The 22,580-nt window shown below is 47.2% G+C and carries 19 protein-coding genes and 1 pseudogene; 7 read left to right on the plus strand and 13 right to left on the minus strand.

What is annotated here, in order from left to right; translation table 11 throughout:
• Positions 1 to 388: 388 nt before the first annotated feature.
• Entirely contained in the window at positions 389 to 1,258 is an 870-nt protein-coding gene (locus PQQ36_RS14810) for a Tim44 domain-containing protein (RefSeq protein ID WP_045619886.1), read from the minus strand.
• A 241-nt stretch (positions 1,259 to 1,499) separates the two neighbouring features.
• On the opposite strand from PQQ36_RS14810, the gene PQQ36_RS14815 reads away from it, so the two are divergent.
• The 3 genes from PQQ36_RS14815 to PQQ36_RS14825 all read left to right on the plus strand — a co-directional run bounded on the left by PQQ36_RS14815 (position 1,500) and on the right by PQQ36_RS14825 (position 5,013).
• The gene (locus PQQ36_RS14815) at positions 1,500 to 2,090 is read left to right on the plus strand and encodes a TetR/AcrR family transcriptional regulator (RefSeq protein WP_011080957.1); all 591 of its coding nucleotides are present in this window, start codon (positions 1,500 to 1,502) and stop codon (positions 2,088 to 2,090) included.
• A gap of 14 nt (positions 2,091 to 2,104) precedes the next feature.
• Positions 2,105 to 3,979, plus strand: coding sequence for an MFS transporter (locus tag PQQ36_RS14820; RefSeq protein ID WP_273661761.1), 1,875 nt, complete (start codon positions 2,105 to 2,107; stop codon positions 3,977 to 3,979).
• A 98-nt stretch (positions 3,980 to 4,077) separates the two neighbouring features.
• Positions 4,078 to 5,013: a YeiH family protein gene (locus PQQ36_RS14825; protein ID WP_225470797.1), complete on the plus strand. Its 936-nt coding sequence runs from the start codon at positions 4,078 to 4,080 to the stop codon at positions 5,011 to 5,013.
• 10 nt (positions 5,014 to 5,023) lie between these two features.
• Here the strand turns inward: PQQ36_RS14825 and PQQ36_RS14830 are convergent, their stop codons facing one another.
• The 7 genes and pseudogenes from PQQ36_RS14830 to PQQ36_RS14860 all read right to left on the minus strand — a co-directional run bounded on the left by PQQ36_RS14830 (position 5,024) and on the right by PQQ36_RS14860 (position 12,534).
• Positions 5,024 to 5,200, minus strand: coding sequence for a hypothetical protein (locus tag PQQ36_RS14830; protein ID WP_165387140.1), 177 nt, complete (start codon positions 5,198 to 5,200; stop codon positions 5,024 to 5,026).
• Between the two features lie 96 nt (positions 5,201 to 5,296).
• The gene (gene menE / locus PQQ36_RS14835; RefSeq protein WP_434076537.1) at positions 5,297 to 6,790 is read right to left on the minus strand and encodes an o-succinylbenzoate--CoA ligase; all 1,494 of its coding nucleotides are present in this window, start codon (positions 6,788 to 6,790) and stop codon (positions 5,297 to 5,299) included.
• The gene (menC, locus tag PQQ36_RS14840) at positions 6,727 to 7,716 is read right to left on the minus strand and encodes an o-succinylbenzoate synthase (RefSeq protein ID WP_013572172.1); all 990 of its coding nucleotides are present in this window, start codon (positions 7,714 to 7,716) and stop codon (positions 6,727 to 6,729) included. The genes menE and menC overlap by 64 nt, the downstream gene beginning before the upstream one ends.
• Positions 7,717 to 7,855: 139 nt before the next feature.
• Positions 7,856 to 8,722, minus strand: coding sequence for a 1,4-dihydroxy-2-naphthoyl-CoA synthase (gene menB, locus PQQ36_RS14845; RefSeq protein WP_011149851.1), 867 nt, complete (start codon positions 8,720 to 8,722; stop codon positions 7,856 to 7,858).
• A 25-nt stretch (positions 8,723 to 8,747) separates the two neighbouring features.
• A complete protein-coding gene (menH, locus tag PQQ36_RS14850) occupies positions 8,748 to 9,539 on the minus strand; it encodes a 2-succinyl-6-hydroxy-2,4-cyclohexadiene-1-carboxylate synthase (RefSeq protein ID WP_058645306.1) in 792 nt (263 codons plus the stop codon).
• Positions 9,520 to 11,215, minus strand: a pseudogene (gene menD / locus PQQ36_RS14855) (2-succinyl-5-enolpyruvyl-6-hydroxy-3-cyclohexene-1-carboxylic-acid synthase). Before menD ends, menH begins: the two are co-directional and overlap by 20 nt.
• On the minus strand, positions 11,212 to 12,534 hold the full coding sequence (locus PQQ36_RS14860) for an isochorismate synthase (protein ID WP_072616511.1): 1,323 nt from the start codon (positions 12,532 to 12,534) through the stop codon (positions 11,212 to 11,214). Before PQQ36_RS14860 ends, menD begins: the two are co-directional and overlap by 4 nt.
• Before the next feature lie 231 nt (positions 12,535 to 12,765).
• Between PQQ36_RS14860 and PQQ36_RS14865 the strand changes: the two genes are divergently transcribed.
• The 3 genes from PQQ36_RS14865 (at position 12,766) to PQQ36_RS14875 (ending at position 15,982) form a co-directional block, all read left to right on the plus strand.
• Positions 12,766 to 13,980 (plus strand): pyridoxal phosphate-dependent aminotransferase, encoded by a 1,215-nt coding sequence (locus tag PQQ36_RS14865; protein WP_011080966.1) that lies wholly within the window; start codon positions 12,766 to 12,768, stop codon positions 13,978 to 13,980.
• Positions 13,981 to 14,060: 80 nt separating this feature from the next.
• The gene (yfbR, locus tag PQQ36_RS14870; RefSeq protein ID WP_013572175.1) at positions 14,061 to 14,645 is read left to right on the plus strand and encodes a 5'-deoxynucleotidase; all 585 of its coding nucleotides are present in this window, start codon (positions 14,061 to 14,063) and stop codon (positions 14,643 to 14,645) included.
• 5 nt (positions 14,646 to 14,650) lie between these two features.
• The gene (locus PQQ36_RS14875) at positions 14,651 to 15,982 is read left to right on the plus strand and encodes an anti-phage deoxyguanosine triphosphatase (protein WP_165387465.1); all 1,332 of its coding nucleotides are present in this window, start codon (positions 14,651 to 14,653) and stop codon (positions 15,980 to 15,982) included.
• Between the two features lie 21 nt (positions 15,983 to 16,003).
• Here PQQ36_RS14875 and PQQ36_RS14880 read toward each other — a convergent pair whose 3' ends face one another.
• Positions 16,004 to 16,612: a tRNA-uridine aminocarboxypropyltransferase gene (locus PQQ36_RS14880; protein ID WP_039553150.1), complete on the minus strand. Its 609-nt coding sequence runs from the start codon at positions 16,610 to 16,612 to the stop codon at positions 16,004 to 16,006.
• Between PQQ36_RS14880 and rrtA the strand changes: the two genes are divergently transcribed.
• The gene (gene rrtA, locus PQQ36_RS14885) at positions 16,592 to 17,176 is read left to right on the plus strand and encodes a rhombosortase (protein ID WP_011078143.1); all 585 of its coding nucleotides are present in this window, start codon (positions 16,592 to 16,594) and stop codon (positions 17,174 to 17,176) included. The two genes, PQQ36_RS14880 and rrtA, sit on opposite strands and share 21 nt — an antisense overlap.
• Before the next feature lie 46 nt (positions 17,177 to 17,222).
• Here rrtA and PQQ36_RS14890 read toward each other — a convergent pair whose 3' ends face one another.
• The 4 genes from PQQ36_RS14890 to lon form a co-directional block, all read right to left on the minus strand.
• Entirely contained in the window at positions 17,223 to 17,525 is a 303-nt protein-coding gene (locus PQQ36_RS14890; RefSeq protein ID WP_013572179.1) for a ComEA family DNA-binding protein, read from the minus strand.
• A gap of 132 nt (positions 17,526 to 17,657) precedes the next feature.
• Positions 17,658 to 19,517: a peptidylprolyl isomerase gene (gene ppiD, locus PQQ36_RS14895; protein WP_013572180.1), complete on the minus strand. Its 1,860-nt coding sequence runs from the start codon at positions 19,515 to 19,517 to the stop codon at positions 17,658 to 17,660.
• Positions 19,518 to 19,693: 176 nt separating this feature from the next.
• Positions 19,694 to 19,966: an HU family DNA-binding protein gene (locus tag PQQ36_RS14900; RefSeq protein WP_273661762.1), complete on the minus strand. Its 273-nt coding sequence runs from the start codon at positions 19,964 to 19,966 to the stop codon at positions 19,694 to 19,696.
• Between the two features lie 193 nt (positions 19,967 to 20,159).
• Positions 20,160 to 22,511, minus strand: a complete 2,352-nt coding sequence (lon, locus tag PQQ36_RS14905) for an endopeptidase La (protein WP_011078147.1) — start codon at positions 22,509 to 22,511, stop codon at positions 20,160 to 20,162.
• Positions 22,512 to 22,580: the final 69 nt, after the last annotated feature.

A 22,580-nucleotide genomic window follows, 5' to 3' on the forward strand; every position in this document is an offset into this window, starting at 1 on the left:
TGGCCAAAGGGAGCAGACTGTAAATCTGCCGGCTCCGCCTTCGATGGTTCGAATCCGTCCCCCTCCACCATATTCTTCGTAAGAATCGAAAGCCAGCTCATTGAGCTGGCTTTTTTCGTACTGAATTCAGCTCATCCATTCGCCTCTCCCACCGTATGAACGATGGCGCAAGTAACACTTTTCGCTCTGATCACCGTGACAATGGCGACTCGAAAGGCATCCTCTTACGAACAGGCTTCAATGAAAAAGTCATTCCAAACCATCAGAGAGCACTTGACCTATAGAGTCAGTTGCCCTATCCAATGACTCTGTCAGTCCAACAGATAAAAAAATCCCGCTCATCGAAATGAACGGGACTTTATGATGACTAAATTGAACGACGTTAGGCTTAGCCCTGGATACCCACGATCATCCACGGCGCATTTGGCGCAGTCAGATCTCGCTCAAGGTGCCAGATATCTGTGATATCTTCTTCAATGCCTTCAACAGCATCGCGGTAACGACCACTGAACTGTAAGCTCAAGTGCGCAGTTGACGCGTCGTAATCAGCACGAACGATTTGTGCATCCACATACATGACATCCGTATGCTGCTCACCATCGAGTTTCGCTCGCTCCGCTTTTAGGTCTTCAAACAAGCTTGGAGAAACATACTCTTCAATCGTTTCCAGTTGATTATGATTCCAAGCGCCTTGCAGGATACGGTAGTGTTCACGCGCGCCATTTACAAATGCGACTTGATCGAAACCTGGAGGGTAGTTGTGTGGTACATCAGATTGCGCGCCAAAGCCAAAACCACCAGTTGGCGTATTTGGTGACTGCTCGAAGTTATGAACATTTGATTGCTCAAACTTAGGTGCTTGGCCGCCAAATGCTGGCTGCTGGTGATGCTGATTCATGCTGCCTTGCTTAGAAGCCAGCAAACCACGCATTAATTTAAAGATCACGAAAGCAATTAAGCCGATGATGAGGATATCCATAAACTGAATACCTTCAAACGCGCCCCCAAAGAACGCAGCAAGCAAACCACCCGCCAACAAGCCACCAAGAATACCGCCCATCAGGCCTTTCTTAGAGCTCTGTTTTGCCGTCTGCTCTTTACCTATATTGTTCGTATTTTGCTGCTGTTGTTTTGGTGCAGGTGCCGTTTTGTAGCTTTTACCAAAAGACTTACCACCACCCATTTTTTTCGCTTCGGCAATTGGCGTAGCAATCACAGAAACCATCAGCAGGGCAACAATCGATAATAAACGTTTCATCTTTATCCTTTTGTAGTCTGATTGAAACTTTACTCACTAGTCCCCTTCTTGATACAAACCGTTTTGAAGAAAACCAGCTAACATGAATCATACAAGCATCCTTTCATCATTGAAACGGAAACAATAGTTAGACATGTATCAGAATATTGCCGCTGTTCTATGCTTATTTTGGATGTTTTGTTGACGTATATAGTTGACAAATTTAGAATATCGAACGTTGTTCAATTTGTAGTACGAAAAAATGGCCCGTAGAAACGATCACACCAGAGAAGAACTTATCGCCCTAACTCTTGAAACTGTTAAAGAGTTTCTGGCAGACCACTCGTATCACGAGTTAAGTTTGCGTAAGCTGGCAAATATGATCGGTTATGTTCCAAGCACCCTAGTCAATGTGTTTGGCAGTTACAACTTGTTGCTGTTGCACGCCGTCGCGCAAACCTTGGATGAGCTTTCCCAAGAAGCCATGCAAGTGGTCAAAACATCACAAGACAAAAAACAGGCGCTATTTAACCTTGCGTATTGCTACCATGACTTTGCCCAGCAACACCCTCACCGCTGGCGCTTGATTTTTGAGCACAACATGAATGGTGCAGAGTTACCAGAATGGCAAGCAAAGCGTATCGACAACATGACCGGTATGCTAGAAGCGCTATTGCAACAACTTGCGCCATCTCGCACACCGACCGAAGTGTTGCAAGCGAGCCGCGTGTTGTGGTCTGGCGTTCATGGTATTACGCTACTGAGTGTGGATGACAAATTTTTCTCCAGTGAGCCAATTGATGGCAAAGAGTTGATAGACAGTCTTTTGACCAACTATCTGACTAACTGGTAATACAAGGAACTTTCATGGCCGCGAATAGCCAAAGCTCGCTGTTAACACAGCGTAAGTTTCTGCCGTACTTCATTACTCAATTTTTCGGTGCCTTTAACGACAACATCTTCAAAAATGTGCTGTTGCTGCTTGTCGCGTTTGCAGGTACTGGTGCCCTGTCAATCTCCAGTGATCTTTTCATCAACCTTGCCGCAGGCTTATTCATTCTGCCATTTTTCCTTTTTTCCGCGTCAGCGGGTGTGCTGGCAGACAAATACGAAAAGTCTTGGTTTATTCGCAAGGTCAAACTGTTTGAAATTGCCATTATGTTGCTCGGCGCTATCGGTTTTATTACCGAAAGCTACACCATCTTATTGCTGCTGTTGTTTTTGATGGGCACACAGTCGGCATTTTTTGGCCCGGTCAAATATGCGCTACTTCCACAGCAACTGAAACAAGAAGAGCTCGTTCCCGGTAACGCTTTGGTTGAAGCGGGGACTTTTATTGCTATTCTTGTCGGCACATTAGGCGCGGGTATTATTGCCTCACATGAGCAAGCAAAATACGTTGCCGCTTTTTGTGTCGTTATCTTTGCTGTATTCGGCTATCTCGCTAGCCGCGCGATTCCTGTCGCGCACGCGTGTGCGCCAGAGCTAAAATTTCGCTGGCAACCGTATCGTCAAACGAAACACACAATTGCCATCGCGAAATCGGACCGTGTGGTATATCAATGTATTATGGCGATCAGTTGGTTTTGGTTCCTTGGTGCTGCGTACCTCACTCAATTTCCCAACTTCACCAAGATTTATCTCAATGGCACAGAAAGTGCGGTCTCTTTCTTGTTGGCGCTCTTTTCTGTTGGCATCGCGCTCGGTTCACTGGCGTGCAACAAACTGTCTAAAGGTCGCATTGATGTGGGTATCGTCCCAATTGGTGCTTTGGGTATTACGGTATTTGGCTACTTGATGGCCACATCGATACCCAGCGAGCTACCTCGCTTTCATACCTTCGCACAGTTTGTGCAGTATCAGCCATTTTGGCCACTGTTTAGCTACTTACTCATGATCGGCGTTTCAGGTGGATTGTTTATCGTCCCTCTGTATGCCCTGATGCAACATCGTGCCAAGGAAAGTGAACGTGCGCAGGTGATTGCGGGCCTCAATATTTACAACTCACTGTTTATGGTGGGCAGTGCAGTATTGGGCATCGTGTGTCTTGCCGCGATCGGCATATCGATTCCACAATTTTTTGTGCTACTTTCGATACTCAACTTTTTAGTGGCTGCGTATCTCTTTTTGCAAGCACCCATGTTTGTCGTGCGTTTCCTCGTGTGGGTGCTTACTCACACACTCTATCGTGTGGCACATAAGAATCTACACCACTTACCGAAAGAAGGTGGTGCGCTTATTGTTTGCAATCACGTGAGTTACATGGACGCTTTGCTGCTGAGTGCCATCTGCCCTCGATTGATTCGTTTTGTCATGGAAGAAGAATACGCAAGGCTGCCGATTTTGCGTCGCTTCTTACGCACTGCCGGGGTAATTCCTATCTCCGCCAGCAACAGAACCTCTATTCGACGTGCATTTAACGATGTTGAACAAGCTTTGAGTGAAGGGCATATTGTCTGTATTTTCCCAGAGGGCAGATTAACGGAAAATGGCGACATAAATCCATTTATGCGTGGTATTGACATCATCCTTCGTCGCAGCCCTGTGCCCGTTATCCCAATGGCGTTAAAAGGCTTGTGGGGTAGCTATTTCAGCCGCCACAAAGGCCGAGCCTGTAAAGGACTCCCTAGCCGTTTCTGGTCTCGACTAGAAATTGAAGCAGGGTTGCCTGTCGAGCCTAAAGACGCCTCTGCGGAAGTCATGCAGCAAAAAGTGGCAGAGTTACGAGGCGATTGGCGCTAAGCGTTCAGATTATCTGAACGCTTGTTCAAATCATTAAGACTTTCTGATCTCATCGACTCAGCTATACTCGCGCTTTCACTTAATAAAACGCAATCACTTTGAATCGTAAGCATCTTCCTTTTATTTTCGCTTTACTGCTCAGCCTGAGTCCTTGGGTCTCTTCCCCCACAGCATTAGTTTTGGGTTTTCTGCTCGCAAGCACGGGGTTGGTGCCATTACAACTGCCCATATCGACTTATACTAAAAAGCTCTTGTCTTACTCCATTATTGGTTTGGGGTTTGGTATCCAATTTCAACAAGCCATTGCCGTCACCTCTGATGGTATCGGCCTGATTGTGGTCACCATCGCTGGTACCCTGCTACTCGGCTTTTTAGTGGCCAAAGTGATTAAGCTTGAAACCACGACCGCCTACCTTATCTCAGCAGGTACTGCGATTTGTGGAGGGAGTGCGATTGCGGCAGTCGCTCCGGCAATCAAAGCCAAAGATCAGCAGATTGCCCTCGCATTGGCGACGGTCTTCGTTCTTAATTCCCTTGCATTGTTTATTTTTCCGGTGATTGGACATGCGTTAGCGTTGGACCAACAAACTTTTGGAACCTGGGCAGCGATCGCCATTCACGACACCTCCTCCGTCGTCGGAGCTGCATCTGCGTATGGTGAGCAAGCACTTACCACCGCGACGACATTAAAACTTGCCCGTGCATTATGGATTATTCCCGTTGCCCTACTCAGTGCAATTCTCTTTGCTCGCGGAAATGGTGAGGAAGGTAAGCGCAAGTTAGTGCTTCCATACTTCATTTTTTGGTATTGCGCTGCCATCGCCTTTAGCGATCTCTTCCCTCAATTTGAGAGCGTCTATCAGGGTATTTTCTCGGTAGCGAAACAGGCACTGGTGGTGTGTTTATTTTTGATTGGTTGCAGTATTTCTGTTGAGAAGCTGAAAAGTGCGGGTGCAAAACCTCTGATCTTTGGCTTAAGCCTATGGGTGGTCATCTCCACCACTTCGCTCAGTTGGTTGTTACTCACACGTTAAAGTGACTCAATTAAGCTGAGTGATGGGAATGAGGCAAAGTGGTGGTTGCTCGGCGTCGATAGTCAAAAACGATGGCGACAACAATCAAAAAGGCCGTCAATTCGGCCAAAGAGCGATAGAGGCCATCACTCAGCAAAGCAATACCGAGCTGCAAAACTGCCGTTGCTATTAAGATCCCTCTTACCATCTTCAATCTTATGCCTTTTCTTTGTCATATGATGCGCAATTATGATTGAGGGTTATAAGGTTGAGAAATTCTCTTTTTGACTAATTCATGTCGAAATCAACTAAGTTTATTTTCCAGCCATACTTTAACGGCTTGCCGCGAGACTTTAATCCCTTCCTTCAGTAACGCCTCAGGCATTAAGTAATAGGCGACTGGCCACTTAAACTTTTGCAGTTTCTCTTTTAAGTGTTGCTCATACTGCGCTCTGTTTGCTAGCGATGGCGATTGGATGACAGCAACTGGTCGATAGCCAAATTCTGCATCGGGCATGGGAACCACAATACTCTGTTCCACGCCTTCAATCTCGTTTAGCACCGCTTCAATCTCTTCGCAGTGGATGTTTTCCCCGCCAGAGATAAACTGATTGTCCGCACGGCCGATGATCTTAAGTTCCTCACCTTGCCAGACGCCTAAATCTTTACTGTCAAACCACCCATGCTCATCCACCAGCGTCGTTAAGCTACCCTGAAAGAAATAGCCTTCTGCCAAGGTTTCACCACCGATATAAATGCGCTGACCAATCAGTTGCAGTGCTCGATTTTTCAATAGATGCCCTGCGTTGCTCACGCTGTCGATCTGCTTAGCGGTCACGGTTGAAGCGGCCTCTGTCATGCCATAGCCTAGCCAGGTCTCTATTCCTTTACGCTGCGCCGCTCGGGCCAAGGCATGCTCCACATGGCTCCCCCCCAGCAAAACATGGCTCAGTTGCAAAGGCGTATTGTCATCAAGCAGGCGTTTCAATTGAGTCGCGACGAGAGACGCGTGTGTCACCCCTTGAATGTCCTCAGACAAAGCGCCATGCCCCACTTTCAAACATCCGCCGGCCAACAACCAGCGATAAACAATAGCCATGCCAGAAACATGATACAGCGGCAGGGAGAGCAACCACGTATCCTGCTGAGTAAAACAGAACTCTTCTAACAATCCTTGTGCTGACGCGAAATGCTGCCGATGAGTATGAGCCACCGCTTTGGGATTGCCCGTGGAACCAGAGGTAAAAATGATGGTAGCAAGTTGATCGGCGCGATAATCGCAAACGTGATTGCTAGGCACCGAGTTAAGATGATCCGAGGCGAGTGAGATTTCTAGCAGCACATTACGACGATCGTGAGAGCAAGCCGAGCGGGTCTGCCCATCAACGTTAGGATCAAGCCAAATAAAACGCTTGTGCTGCTCACGGTACAGCGTATCAAGCTTTGCTGAGAACATTGCAATTGATTGCGGCATGGTGATCGCCACCACAGCCCCCAGTTGATGCGCAGCGAGCAAGATAAGCACCATATCAACATGGTTTTTACCCAGCAGAGTGATGACATCTCCACGAGTCACTCCTTGCTCACCAAGAACCGCCGCTAAACGTTCAATCTCGTCGTTCAATTGTTGCCAGTTGAATTGATAACGTGATGAGTTCAGCGCCATAGAAAATGGGCTCTGCTGAGCCCAATATTTCCACAATGGTTGTTCACTGACCAATGCCTTTTCACCCATTATGAATGCCACACCAATTGCTGTTCTTCTAACGAGGCGATCGGCAGCGAGCATTTCGGCCATCCCACCATTAACTGCGATTGGAACAAACCGATGGTGTCCAAGCCCGGCGTCACGTCAGGCAACTGCCATTTGGCAAAACGCGCTAACTGGGTAAGCCCTAAACTTGATTCGATACTTGAACTGATGACCGCTTTGATGCCCAAAGAGTGCGCTTTTTTGATCAGCGCAATACAACGAGGCAATGAACCGATCAACGTTGGTTTGATGACGATCGCTTTCACGCCCGTGAGATCGTCAAGCGCAAAGTCAGGTCGGTGCAGCGCATGTTGTAAGGTTTCATCCCATGCAATCGCAATCCCGGTGTTGATAGCAAAAGAGAGGCTATCTCCGGGCTTTTGGCAGGGCTCTTCGATAAACACGATCCGCTGACGCAAAGAGGGGGTGATGTACTTGGCAAATTGCTGCGCTTTTTCTGGCGTCCAAGCACGATTGGCATCCAGTCGCAGTGTGAGATCTGGGATGCTTTCCAAGAACAAGTTGACCAGCATGCCATCACGAATTGGTTCGTACAAACCCACTTTGACTTTGGCGACTTTCTCACCTTGCATCGCATTCAATACCGGAATGAGTTCATCGGGATCGCCAGTACAAAGTGGCGCGGGCAAATAGTGCCCATCGCGAGGCAACTTCCCTTCCAACTCATACATCGCGGTGGAAAGACCAAATGCAACGGAAGGCAGTAAGGCGTCGTAATCGATGGGATGATCGGTGTTCATCCACAACTCAAGCTGTGCTTGCGCTTCAATGCCCGCTTCTTCTATGGTCTCTAAGCTAAATCCTGGTAATGGTGCAACTTCGCCATACCCTTTTTGACCGTTCATGTTCAGCTCAATAATGTAGCCAACACGCTCCGTCAGTTTCTCATCTCTTAGCACAACACCGCTGTCCATTGGCAAGGTGTAGCGGTACAGTTTGGCTGATTTCATAGCTGTCCCTTAATACTTCATCGACAAATTGCTTTACTGAAAGTCAGACTCTTTATGAATGAGACCGTCAATCGCAAAGAAAAGTCCCTAAACGATGCAGATTCTGTGCCTCTGCATCGTTCTCACATTGGGAAGAAAATTAAGGGTTGCGTGGAAACTTATTGAAGTCTGGACGACGTTTTTCGTTGAACGCATTGCGCCCTTCTTGCCCTTCATCCGTCATATAGAACATCATTGTGGCGTTGCCCGCCAACTCTTGAAGACCCGCTTGACCATCGCAATCGGCGTTCAATGCCGCTTTCAAGCAACGTAGTGCCATCGGGCTGTGCTGAAGTACTTCACGACACCAACGTACGGTTTCCTTTTCTAGATCATCAATTGGCACAACGGTGTTTACTAGCCCCATATCCAACGCTTCTTGAGCGTCATAAAAACGACATAGGAACCAAATCTCACGTGCTTTTTTCTGTCCGACAATACGTGCCATGTATGACGCACCCCAACCGCCATCAAACGAGCCCACTTTTGGTCCAGTTTGACCAAATTGCGCGTTTTCAGCCGCGATGGTTAAGTCACACATCATATGAAGAACGTGGCCGCCACCGACAGCCCAACCAGCGACTGACGCAATAACAGGTTTTGGACAAGTACGAATATCACGTTGGAAATCAAGAACATTCAGGTGATGAACACCAGAGTCATCTTTATAGCCGCCGTAATCACCGCGGATCTTCTGGTCGCCGCCAGAGCAGAACGCGTCTTCACCGAGACCGGTCAAAATGATCACGCCCACGTTAGAGTCATAGCGAGCATCCGCCAGTGCTTGGATCATTTCTTTGACGGTTTGCGGGCGAAATGCATTACGCACTTGAGGGCGTGCAATGGTGATTTTTGCAATGCCGTCTTCCGACTTGTGGTACTGAATATCTTCATAGGGCGCACTACAGTCATTCCAATTAACTGGTGCGTAAAGTTCTGCTTCAGTGATGCCTACTGTTTTAGCCATGGTGGTTCCCATTGTTCTAATGTGTTTATCGTTGATAAACCGAATGAATAAACGCACGGACGATGTCAGCAAAAGCGTTAGGCTGCTCTTGATGGACATTGTGGCCCGCATTGTCAACTATCGAGCAGGACAAGCCACTCTGCCTCGCTAGTTCTTGAAATTTTGTGTCTTTTTCGCCGCATACATAGTGCAAAGGCACGCTAGAGCGTTGCAACTGAGGCAAAAGATTCGGTTGCTTCGCCAAAGAAGTGGCTAATAGCATCTCCGCGACTGACGCACCAAGATTAGCACTTCGTTTTGCTATCAAGGTTTGTTTTTGCGCATGGTTTAGTGAAGAAAATACCCCTTGCTGATACCAATCGGCTAATACCTGTTCAATGGGCTCTTCACGAAATCGCTTCGCCCAATGGCTATCACTGATCCAGCGTTGCTGCTTTTCTTGCTCACTGACTAAACCAAAATTGCCGCCTTCAATCAAAGCTCCGCGTAGATTCAGTGCGGCAAAGGCGTGCTCAACAAGCCCCTGCATGGCAATTCGGCCTCCCATTGAATAACCAATGAGAATACATGGGCGTTGGGCCAATTGCTGCTCAATCACCATCGCCACTTGCTGTGCACTCTCCGCAGCACTACTTGTGGCAATGCCAACACTTTGGCCGTGCCCTGCAAGGTCAATCGTTAGGGTTGGATATTCTTTGAGTGAACATTGCGTGGCACGCCAATCTTCTGCACTACCCAATAAACCGTGCAGTAACACCAACACGGGCGAACGGCTATCACCATTGCCTTGCTGATAATTAAACGAGAGAACGGACATGATCAGCCAATTGTTTTATGTGCTGTGACGCTTGGTTTGGCGGCGTGTTGACTTCAACCAATAAAGCGCCACAGCCGTGTGCAAAATGGCCAACAATTCGTTCTGTTAGCTCCGTCATCGATGTGGGGCACACGTAATCGAGGCCAAATTGTTTGGCGGCGAATTCGAAACGGTAGCCATGAGGCATTTGGTATAACGCTTGTTTTTGCTGCGGTGGTACCGGTAATAAATCAAAAATCGCGCCGCCGTCGTTGTTGGTCACCACGATCACCACCGGAGTCTCTTGATGGCTATACAGCGCCAGCGAATTCAAGTCATACAACGCAGACGTGTCACCAATCATCAATAACATTGGGTTGGATCTTGCTCTTTGCACGCCGCTTGCTGTGGCAAAGAGACCATCAATCCCCGAGGCGCCACGATTGGTAAATGTTTCGACACCACGCAATTGACCAACCATATCGACCATACGCACAAACAAGCTATTGCCTAAAAACAGATCGGCGCCGCCCACAAGTGAGGATAAGTGCAGAGCAATCATCATTTCACACAGGCTGCTTTGGGCGATCTCTCTGGCTTGCTTGTTCACCTCCGCACTAAAACGCGGCAATTCATTCGCCCACACTACAGGCTGCAGTTTGCGGTTGGTCACTACGTTCAACCACGCTGCGATTGAGCAGACAAAATGCTGTTGAGGTAGGTGGCTCTGGTTGTCTCGCTCAAAATCCGGTGAAACGTACCAATAATCGCAGCCAGCTTGCACTTGCTGCTCTAACCATTGGTGTAAACGCTTCGAGACCAAACGACGGCCAAACTGGATGATCAAATCACATTGGGACAGCTGTGCACGAGCTGCAGGATTTTGCAACCAGATATCAAAACCACTCCAATCAGAAGTGGTTCCGGATTGTGGGTCACACAGCACAGGCCATCCCATTTGCGCCGCAAATTGATGGGCCTGTTTGGCTTCTTGCAGTGTTACACTGCCGATTACCACCACGCCTTTACGTTGTTCAATTTCTGCAATAGAAGGCGGCATGGGAAGCGGCATTTGTTTGTTACTGTAGATGCCCCCCCTCTGCACGCCACACAGCCACCGTATCGATATAACTCTGGTAAATCGACTTTGGTGCATTGGAATAAAGCGGCTCAGGAAAGGGACAGTTGATGTGCACCGCATGGCCACTGACCGCCTGTTGATGAAGCACTTGATCCACAGATGTCAGTAACCAGTTTAATGACGTCTGCGTGTTTGGACTGGGCAAGTTTAATGAAGCACAAACATGATTTGAGAAGATGCCCTGCTGTGCGATCGCCTGATTGGCCCCGCATCCCACCAACTCGATCGGTCGATCTGCGGTCAGTAATACCAGTTTCTCCCCGGTTAAGCCTGCCTCTGCCACTGCTGGCAAAAGATTGGCCACCGCAGTGCCCGATGTCACCACCACCGCCACAGGCCGCTGGCTGGCTTTGGCTAAACCAAGTGCAAGAAAACCCAATCCACGCTCATCAAAATGCGTATGCAGCTTCAAACTGGTGTGGGCATTCGCTTCGAGGGCGAGCGGGGTTGAACGTGAGCCAGGTGCGACACAAACATCTCGTACGCCAAAGCGGTACAATTCTTCAAACAGCGTTTCACACCAAATACGATTCAATACGGCTTGATCGTGGTTCATGATGCCACTCCAAGCGGTGGGTGCTCAGAAATCAGTGACAATAAGGTCGACATTTTTTTATCCAGTTCACTCCATTCATGCTCTGCGATTGAGCCAGGAACAATGCCAGCTCCAGCGAACAAATGCAGTGAATCATCCACAATCAAAGCGCTGCGTATTGCCACACAAAACTCCGCTTGTTCATGGCTAATGTAGCCAACAGAACCCGCATACCAGCCACGAGCGAAAGGTTCATTTTCAACAATAAACTGCATGGACTCTTGACGAGGCAATCCTGCAACCGCCGCGGTTGGTTGTAAAGCCGAGAGCAGTTGTACTCCATTGACTCCCGCCTTCAACTGCGCATGAATATTGCGCTTCAGATGCTGAACTTTACGCAGGCGCACTAAACGCGCTTCAGACTCGACCTCTACACTCGCAGCATGAGGTGTAAGGCGATCAACGATATCGTCAACCACATACTGGTTTTCATTCAGATTTTTGACATCCTGTGAAAGCCAACTGGCCAGTTCCATATCTTGCGTAGCGTTATGGCCACGACCAATGGTGCCCGCCAATGCTTCGGTATATAACTCTTGCCCTTGACGTAAGTAAAGTCTCTCTGGTGTTGAGCCGATGAAACTGTGTTTACTATCGAGACTCAGCATAAAGTGAAAACTGTGGTGATTTTGCAGATAACTTGCTTTAAGCAACTGCGCCGCGCACAATGCGGAATCTAAATGCACTGTGGTTTTACGTGCCAGAACGACCTTCTTAAACGCCTTAGCTTGTATGCCTTTCAGCACTTTACTCACCAAGTCACACCACCCCTCTCGCTCAGGTAAGTGTTCCACGCTCTGGATGTGTGCGGTGAGAGGTGCTAACACTTTCGCCTCAGTCGTGAGTTTGCTCAACGTGTGCAGAATTCGGCTCTTATCACCATTTAAATTCACCGCCAACGACCACTTGTCGTCCAAACGGATCAGTTCAATCTGAGGTAAAAAGAAAAAAGAAGGCATACAACGGCGATTTTTCTCGCTGCTGCCATCGAATGATCGTCCTCCCCAAACACGTTGTCCGGGAGACAGTATGGTATAGGCCGGGCCTGGATCGACAAAGGTGTGCAATTGTCCTAACGCGACCACCTCTTCACGAGTATCTCGTGACTGCCAATAAAATTTTGGAAAAACCGGCTGGGCTTCAAGCCAGTCAATGAACGTCAATGTAGGTTTTGTTGTTAAAAGCTCGACCAGACGAGTCTCGTCATCCTTGGCATTTTTGACACGTTCAATGAGATTGGTAATGGCTTGATGAAAATGTGACAAAACAACCTCGTACATTAGAGGATAAAGAATTACTGTCGCTACTCTATTGATAGACCCTGATCAAATCAAGGTTGTGTGCGATCTTTTGCAGAATCCTGTGATAACTGACGGCTCCCAACGAAGACGAGTCCTTCATCGAGATAGCGACACTGATCAAATTTCGACTTTTCTATAGATTTTTATTCTAAAAAATGTAAGTTTAGTATCCTTTAATAAAGAATTTTACGAATTTTCAGGAATTACACAATGCAAAATATCGGGATGTCGTCAAAACTCGACAATGTCTGCTATGACATCAGGGGTCCTGTACTCAAACATGCTAAGCGCATGGAAGAAGAAGGGCATAAAATCCTTAAGCTAAATATTGGAAACCCCGCCCCATTTGGCTTTGACGCCCCTGATGAAATTCTGGTCGATGTGATTCGTAACTTGCCTACGTCGCAAGGTTACTGCGATTCAAAAGGCATCTACTCAGCACGTAAAGCCGTGGTACAGCACTACCAACGCAAAGGGATTCGTTCTCTCGATGTGGAAGATGTTTACGTGGGCAATGGCGTCTCTGAGCTGATCGTGATGGCCATGCAAGCACTGCTTAACAACGGTGACGAAATGCTGGTTCCAGCACCAGACTACCCATTATGGACCGCAGCCGTGGCACTTTCAGGCGGCAAAGCGGTGCATTACCTCTGTGATGAGCAAGCAGACTGGTACCCTGATCTGGATGATATGCGCAAAAAAATCACGCCTAAGACTCGTGGTATTGTACTCATCAACCCAAATAACCCGACGGGAGCCGTCTACAGCCGCGATTTTCTACTGGAAGTGATCGAAATCGCGCGTCAACACAAGCTGATGATTTTCGCCGATGAAATCTACGACAAGGTGTTGTACGACGGAGCGGTTCACACCTCAGTCGCGACCTTAACTGACGATGTGCTGGTGATGACGTTTAACGGCCTATCAAAAGCCTATCGCGTATGTGGTTTCCGTGGTGGTTGGATGTTTATGACCGGACCAAAACATTTAGCGCAAGGCTATGTTAACGGTTTGGACATGCTGGCTTCGATGCGCCTGTGCGCCAACGTGCCAATGCAACACGCGATTCAAACTGCCTTGGGGGGCTATCAGAGCATCAATGAATTGATCTTACCTGGCGGTCGTTTATTGGAGCAACGTGATCGCGCATGGGAGTTGATCAACCAAATCCCTGGCGTTTCATGTGTGAAACCAAAAGGCGCAATGTATCTGTTCCCTAAGATTGATACGAAAAAATACAGCATCAAAGATGACCAAAAGATGGTTTTTGATTTTCTCGTTCAAGAAAAAGTGTTGTTAGTGCAGGGTTCTGGATTCAATTGGCCAAAACCAGACCACTTCCGCATTGTCACTCTACCGCACATCGAAGATCTCGAAACCGCCATTGGCCGCTTTGAACGTTTCTTACATGGCTATAGCCAGTAGTAATTATTGTTAAACTTTCATATGCTTAAAGGTGTTCCATAGGAACACCTTTTTTCTAACTGCGTTTTGAGGTGACTATCGTGCAAGAAAGCCATTTTTTCGCTCATTTGGCTCGTATGAAGCTAATTCAACGCTGGCCATTAATGCGCTCTGTCTCCAGTGAGAATGTCTCTGAGCACAGTTTGCAGGTCGCCTTTGTTGCCCATGCTTTAGCGCTGATCAAAAACAAGAAGTTTGGTGGGCACATCAATGCAGAGCGGGTGGCCGTGTTGGCCATGTATCACGATAGTAGTGAGGTTTTGACGGGGGATTTGCCCACACCAGTAAAATATTACAACCCTGAAATCGCGAAGGAGTATAAGAAAATCGAAGCTGCGGCCGAGCAAAAACTGCTCTCCATGCTGCCGGAAGAATTTCAGGAAGACTTTCGTCCATTTGTCATCTCACAACAAACTTCGGAAGAAGAAGCTCAAATCGTCAAACAAGCTGATTCCATTTGTGCCTATCTCAAATGTCTAGAAGAACTCAGTGCAGGTAATCACGAGTTTGCTTTGGCGAAAAAGCGCTTAGACATTACGTTAGCGGAAAGAAAAACACCTGAAATGGATTATTTCCTCAATACGTTTGCGCCAAGCTTTGAACTATCCCTAGACGAAATCAGTTAACAAATATGGAGTCCACTTTGTCATTGACTATTCGCTCACAATGGCTGGAACGCCATGATGATGAACATAAAATTCGTCGTGATGATCATCGCAGCCCTTTTCAACGCGATCGAGCACGAATTCTTCATTCGGCCGCTTTTCGTCGCCTGCAGGCCAAAACCCAAGTGCATGGCAACAGCCTCGAAGATTTTCATCGCACCCGATTAACCCATTCGCTCGAAGCGGCGCAATTGGGCACCGGAATTGTCGCACAAATTAAGAAGAAACAACCCGAGTATCGAGATCTTCTGCCCACTGACAGCTTAATCGATGCCTTGTGCTTAGCTCACGACATTGGACACCCACCGTATGGACACGGCGGCGAGGTGGCTCTGAATTATATGATGCGAGACCATGGCGGCTTCGAAGGTAACGCGCAAACTTTCCGCATCGTCACTCAACTCGAGCCCTACACCGAACACTTCGGCATGAATTTGTCTCGGCGCACACTGCTAGGGTTAATTAAATACCCAGCTTTTATCAGCCAGACTCGCGCGGCTTCACAGCCTGCTCCTGTGAGCCACCAACGTCAAATCAAAGCCAAGCAGTGGAGTCCAGCAAAAGGCATTTATGATTGCGATAAAGCCCTATTTGACTGGGTACTAGCACCATTAAGTGAAACCGATAAACAACAGTTGAACGCAATGCGGGATTGCCCCCACGACGCCTTATCTCATCGAAAAACGCGTTATAAATCGCTCGATTGTTCGATTATGGAGCTGGCTGATGATATTGCTTATGGCGTGCATGATCTTGAAGATGCCATTGTGCTTGGACTCGTCACACGTAGCCAATGGCAAGAAGGTGCAGCGAGTCAGTTAGCCGATTGTGGTGACCCATGGTTTGAAAAACACATTAGTTCCATTGGCGAGATGTTATTTAGTGGCCAGCATCATCAACGCAAAGATGCCATTGGCGGCATGGTTAACGTACTACTCACCAGCATCGACGTTAAGCCCGTCGACGGTGAATTTGAAAGTCCACTGTTGGCCTTTAATGCCTATCTCGATATCGGCATGGAGAAAGCACTGTCGATTTTGAAGCACTTTGTCAGCCAGTATGTGATTCAAATTCCTCAGGTTCAAATTGTCGAGTATAAGGGACAACAGATCATCATGGATTTATTTGAAGCGCTCAGTGCCGATCCTCAACGCTTGCTGCCTTTGCCCACTCGACATCGTTGGGAGCTGGCTGAAACAGACACCAGCAAAATGCGAGTGATAGCGGACTACATTTCTTCGATGACCGATGGCCATGCGCAGCGACTGCACCAACAGTTGTTTTCATCACATCATTAACAACGCTCTATCTGGCCATCGCTAACGATAGTTTCGTTCAAACACACCAGGTGGCATTTGCGCAATTTGAAACTCGATCATCTTGTCAAATACCGTAATTAAGGGTGTAAAATCGTTTTCAGGCTGAAAATAACTGAGAATGTGAAAACCGGCCTCGACAGTGGAAAGCGCATTGTCACTAGGCGATTTTCGGATACGGTAGTTTCCAGTGAGATTGTCTGGTAATTGTACACACGGCAGCACTTGCAAATTGCTTGAAAGTTGCCGGATTTTAAACGCTTTCTTCCACGTACCATCGAGGAGAATAAAGCGCAGACGACGCATGTTACTGCCATCAGATTGAGCAACTTGTTCCACAGTGACGGCTTGTTCATTCGGAAACAACACCCAATGGTGATAGGATTCATCGCTTAGCAACTGATTGAGCTCAGCGTGTTGCGAAAAGTCTTCTCCAATGAACAAGCGACAGCTAGCCAAAGACAAATCGAGAATTCGAGCCGTGCCAAGTGGGCGATGCTCTTCACTCGGATGCTGTAGAATGATAAGTTCCACATCTGAGGCAAGAGATTCTATCCACTGACAAATACACGCTTTTTTCGCTTTACCACATTGAGAACAATACCGAGACATACTGTGAACCTTACTATTTTTCTGACGATAACCAGCGTGCTTTGTCTATTGCTTCAGCAGCCATTATTGTCTGATTGGACGGAGTGGCATCGCCAAGCGATAAATCATGGAGAATGGTGGCGAATCCTATCAGGAAATTTCACTCACACCAACTACCCTCACCTTTTGATGAATCTGGCCGGGCTTTGGGTAATTGCTCACCTTTTCAAACCCAATGGGAAAACGTTCGCTTTGTTGCTAGTGATGATCAGCTTCATGGTCGGACTCGCTAACCTCTTAACCTCAATGCAAATATACGTTGGCCTTTCCGGGACGTTGCACGGCCTGTTTGCCTATTTTGCGCTAAGAGAAAGCTTGGAGGGAAGAAAAAGCAGTTGGCTTCTGGTGCTTGGTGTCGTGTTGAAAGTCGCTTGGGAGCATTGGATGGGAGCGTCTGCAAGCACAAGCGAACTCATTGGTGCAAGGGTCGCCATTGAGGCACATCTTGCTGGTATGAGCAGCGGCTTCCTCTTAGCCTCGCTGCCCCCTCTTTACCAGCGTTACCTTAACGCCAAAGCGCAATAAAGACATAAAGCAAGCTGACAGCACGCCAACTTGCTTTATCATCCAATTACAACTTAATCCGTGACTGATTTTTCTCAATCGTTGATTTACCGATTCCTTTCACTTGAGCTAACTCATCAACCGTTTTAAACGGTCCATTAGCTTCTCTAAAGTCAACAATTTGCTGAGCTTTTTTAATACCAACGCCTTTTAACATCATGGCAATTTCTTCTGCTGTCGCCGTGTTGATATTGACGGAAATCTCAATGCCTTCATATTTATCGGCCGCTTTCGTTGCAGAGTCCGCAAAAGAAACGGAAGGAAAAGAGAATGCCATTAGCATGGCTAAAAGGGTAAATACCTGTTTCATTGTCGTGTCCTCATGTTAGGTGCAAGGTGTTATACCTAACCCAGCGAGAGCACAAAACAGACAAGAGACAAAAATAAAACAGGCCGCGAAAGCGACCTGTTTTTAGTTACATATCAGTTGCACACCGAACGATTAGTTGCTCACAACAAAGTATTCAATATCGGTGTTAGCACGAAGAATCGCGACGATAGAACTCAAGTCACGCTGTGCAGAGACGCGTTGCAGTTGCACTGAAATTTGCTGTGCTAGTACAGGCTCTAAGCTCTCTTCTACTTTTTCAAGCGCCACGACAACAACATTGCCTTCCATATCTTTACTTTGGCCGTATACCGCATTACCTGCTGCTGGTTTTGCCATAGCAAACACGGTCTGAGCTAAAGGAGAACGACGATCAATCTTCTCTAACTCACCAAACGATAAGCCTTTTTCTTGTAAAATAGCTGTGTTACCCGCTTTCAGTGCCGTCACGACTTCGGTTCCCAGCTCAAGTGCTTGTTGCTCACCTTTCACTTGAGAAAGCTCCGCAGCTACTTGGTCTTGCACCTCAGTCAAAGGTAGCACTGTCTCATCACGAGCATCATCAACACGAACAACAATGATGTGTTCAGGGGCAATTTCAATCGCTTCTGAGTTCAGGCCATCCAGCTTAACTTCTGGACTGGTAATCGCTTGAGTCACCGCAGGTGTACGAAGAATTTCAGGCGCATCAACTTGAGAGATAAAGTCAGTGTGTTTCACTTGTTGACCCACCGCTTTTGATGCTTCTTCTAAAGAATCTGGGTATTCGAATGCCACTTTCTCTAGCTCACTTTGCAACTCATAGAATTGGTCGACTGCTTTCTGGTCGATCATTTCTTGTTTGATTTGCGCAGCAACGTCGCTAAATGGCTTCACAACCGGTTCTTTTAGCTCTTCGAGTTTGATGATGTGGTAGCCGAAGTCAGACTTCACCAAGCCAGTGACATCGCCAACATTTTTTAGCGCAAACGCCGCTTCTTCAAACGCTGGATCCATCACATCACGTTCAATCCAACCCAGTTCACCGCCGTTATCAGCACTGCCAAAATCGTCTGATTTCTCTTGAGCTAGTGCCGCGAAATCCGCACCAGCGTTCAATTCGTCTAAAATTGCTTGTGCTTTAGCTTGGTCATCCCCCTCAATGAGGATATGAGCCACTCGACGCTGCTCCTCAGAGGAATACTTATCAAGGTGCTCTTGATAGTACTGTTTCACTTCGTCATCAGAAATGGTGATTTGCTGCTTGAGTGAATCCGCCGCTAACTCGATGTAAGACACCTTCACCTGCTCAGGGCGAGTAAAGCGTGATTTGTTTTCATCGTAGTACTTTTGGATATCTTCTTCTGTCAGCGTCACTTTATCTGCAAAGTCGCGAATATTTAGCGTCACCGTGCGAACATCACGTGTTTGAGTAAACAGTTTACCTTCTGCATCCACTTCACCTGGTAGGGTAAATTCGCTGGTTTGTAGTGCATCAAGCAATTGAGAACGAATCAGTTCACGACGCATGTACTCTGCAAAAGAATCTGGTGAGTAGCCCGCGCGACGTAGGGTCGCTTGGTAGACGTCTTGGTTGAATTTACCGTCTTGCTGGAATTCTGGCATCGCTAGAATCATGCTTCTTACTTGAGCATCACTGATGCGTAAACCTAATGATTCTGCATGCTGATCAAGCAAAACGTCGTTAATCATGCGGTCTAATACCGATTTACGGAAAGACTCTACGTAAGCAGGGTCAGCAAGGAGTTGAGAAAAGTAATCTCCTAGTTGCGACTGCATACGATTACGCTCGTTTTGGTAAGCCATTTCAAACTCACCACGACCTATTTCGACATTGCCAACTTTTGCTGCAGAGTTACTACTACCACTCACGAGGTAACTGCCGACACCTGCAAAGACAAACGATAGGATGATCAATCCTAGGATAATTTTAACCGCGATGCTATTCACGCCTTCGCGCAATCGATCCATCATAACTAAACTGCTCTCCACTCACGAAGCCAACGCTTCTCTTGAAATGTAATCACGCGATAATACCAGAAAAAAGAAATGCGCATCAGTAGGATGCGCATAATTTAAAAAAGTTCGGCTTTCACATCGCAAAATCGTGTTCAAACGGGTTTGATTGAACAAAATTCACACTATCGCGATTAGTTACAAGCGTCTTTAAGAGCTTTACCTGCTTTGAAAGATGGTACTTTCGCTTCTGCGATTTGGATCTCTTCACCAGTCTTAGGGTTACGGCCTGTACGAGCTGCGCGAGTACGCACGCTGAAAGTACCGAAACCAACTAGAGCTACTTGATCACCAGACTGAAGAGTACCGCTTACTGCTTCAATGAATACATCTAGAGCACGACCTGCTGACGCTTTAGAGATATCTGCGTTTGCAGCGATTGATTCTACTAGTTGAGTTTTGTTCACTGTGATTCCCCTTTGTGCCATCTGTGATTATTTTTTTAGATGACTTTCGTTCCATTAATACTAAAAATTAGCGCCAAGCCTTATCTTAAAAGGGCTGGCAGCCATCGAGCTCTAACTTAGCTCCCAAAAAAAACGCTGACAAGCCTTTTCGAGCCTATCAGCGTAAACTTTTACTTATTTTTGCTGCACATCACTATTTTTTAGCGTCAAACTCCACCCCAGTTGGGTCTCGCTCTAGTGCAACTTTAAGAACTTCATCAATCCATTGAACTGGAATGACTTTCAAATCAGCGATAACGTTGTCTGGAATTTCTTCCAGATCACGCTCATTATCCTTCGGAATAAGTACCGTTGTAATACCACCACGATGTGCAGCCAACAACTTCTCTTTTAGACCACCAATTGGTAACACTTCACCACGCAGAGTAATCTCACCCGTCATGGCGACTTCTGCTTTGACAGGGTTACCCGTTAGGCTAGAGACTAACGCCGTGCACATCGCAATACCGGCACTTGGGCCATCTTTTGGTGTTGCACCTTCTGGAACGTGCACATGGATGTCTTTCTTCTCGTAGAAATCAGAGTTAATACCCAATTTCTCCGCACGAGAGCGCACAACGGTCATGGCCGCTTGAATCGACTCCTGCATCACGTCACCCAGTGAGCCAGTTTGGGTCAGTTTACCTTTGCCCGGCATCGCCTCAGTCTCAATCGTCAGCAAATCGCCACCGACTTCTGTCCACGCAAGACCGGTCACTTGACCCACTCGGTTGCTGTCATCCGCTTTACCATAGTCAAAGCGTTGAACACCTAAGTACTCTTTCAAGTTATCGATGTTAACTGTCACGGACTTCAACTCTGGCTTCAGCAGAATGTTCTTCACTGCTTTACGACAGATTTTCGAAATCTCACGCTCTAAACTACGCACACCCGCTTCACGCGTATAGAAGCGGATAATACCGATGATGGCAGAGTCCTCGATATTGATTTCATGAGGCTTCAAGCCATTGCGCTCGACCTGCTTCGCAACCAAGTGGCGCTTCGCAATGTTGAGTTTTTCATCTTCTGTGTAACCAGACAAACGAATCACTTCCATACGGTCAAGCAAAGGACCTGGAATATTCATTGAGTTCGAAGTTGCAACAAACATCACGTCAGACAGATCGTAATCCACTTCTAAGTAGTGATCATTGAACGAGTTGTTCTGTTCTGGGTCCAGCACTTCAAGTAATGCAGACGCGGGATCGCCACGCATGTCAGATGACATTTTGTCGATCTCATCCAACAAGAAGAGTGGATTCTTCACACCAACTTTGGCCATTTTTTGAATCAGTTTGCCCGGAAGCGAACCAATATACGTGCGGCGATGGCCACGGATCTCGGCTTCATCTCGAACACCACCGAGCGCCATACGAACGTATTGACGACCTGTTGCTGCGGCAATTGAGCGACCTAACGAAGTTTTACCCACACCAGGAGGCCCCACAAGGCAAAGAATCGGGCCTTTTAGCTTATTGATACGGTTTTGAACCGCCAAATACTCTAGAATGCGGTCTTTTACGCGCTCAAGGCCGTAATGGTCTTCATTGAGCACTTCTTCCGCTTTCGCCAAGTCTTTCTTCACTTTAGAACGTTTGTTCCAAGGAACGTTGACCATCCAATCAATGTAGCTGCGCACAACTGTCGCTTCCGCTGACATCGGTGACATCATCTTCAGCTTTTGCAGTTCTTGTTCGGTCTTTTCGCGTGCTTCTTTCGGCATTTTAGCCGAATCAATCTTTTGCTTGAGCGCTTCAAACTCATCTACGCCATCTTCAGATTCGCCAAGCTCTTTCTGAATCGCTTTCATTTGCTCATTCAGATAGTACTCGCGCTGGGATTTCTCCATCTGTTTCTTGACGCGGTTACGGATGCGCTTTTCAACTTGCAGAATGTCGATTTCCGATTCCATTTGTCCCATCAGGAACTCTAGACGCTCGGTAATATCTACGGTTTCTAGTACTTGCTGCTTATCCGCTAACTTCAGTGGCATATGGGCAGCAATCGTGTCTGCAAGGCGGGCAGCTTCATCAATGCCACCTAGGGAAGTCAAGACTTCTGGTGGAATCTTCTTATTCAGTTTAATGAAGCCTTCAAATTGGCTAATGGCGCTGCGAACAATCACTTCTTGCTCACGCTCATCCAATTCAGGAGTGACGATAAATTCCGCTTCTGCTAAGAAGAAATCACTTTCCTTGAACTGATTGATTTTAGCGCGCTGCTGGCCTTCAACCAGTACTTTTACCGTACCGTCTGGCAGTTTAAGCAATTGCAGGATCGTGGCTACCGTGCCCACCTCGAACAAGTCATCAACGGTTGGTTCATCTGTGTCTGCTTGCTTTTGTGCGACAAGCAAAACCTGTTTATTGGCTTCCATTGCCGACTCTAAGCAACTGATCGACTTTTCACGGCCAACAAACAAAGGGATAACCATGTGTGGATAAACCACCACATCTCGTAGAGGTAGTACGGGGATCTCGATACGCTCGGAACGTTCCAAGTTCATATAATTCTCTCTTCCACTTACTATTATGAGCAGTATATGGGGGCTAATTATTTGGATTCAATAAAAGAA

This window comes from Vibrio sp. CCUG 15886, from assembly GCF_028570825.1.
GTDB lineage: Bacteria > Pseudomonadota > Gammaproteobacteria > Enterobacterales > Vibrionaceae > Vibrio > Vibrio vulnificus_B.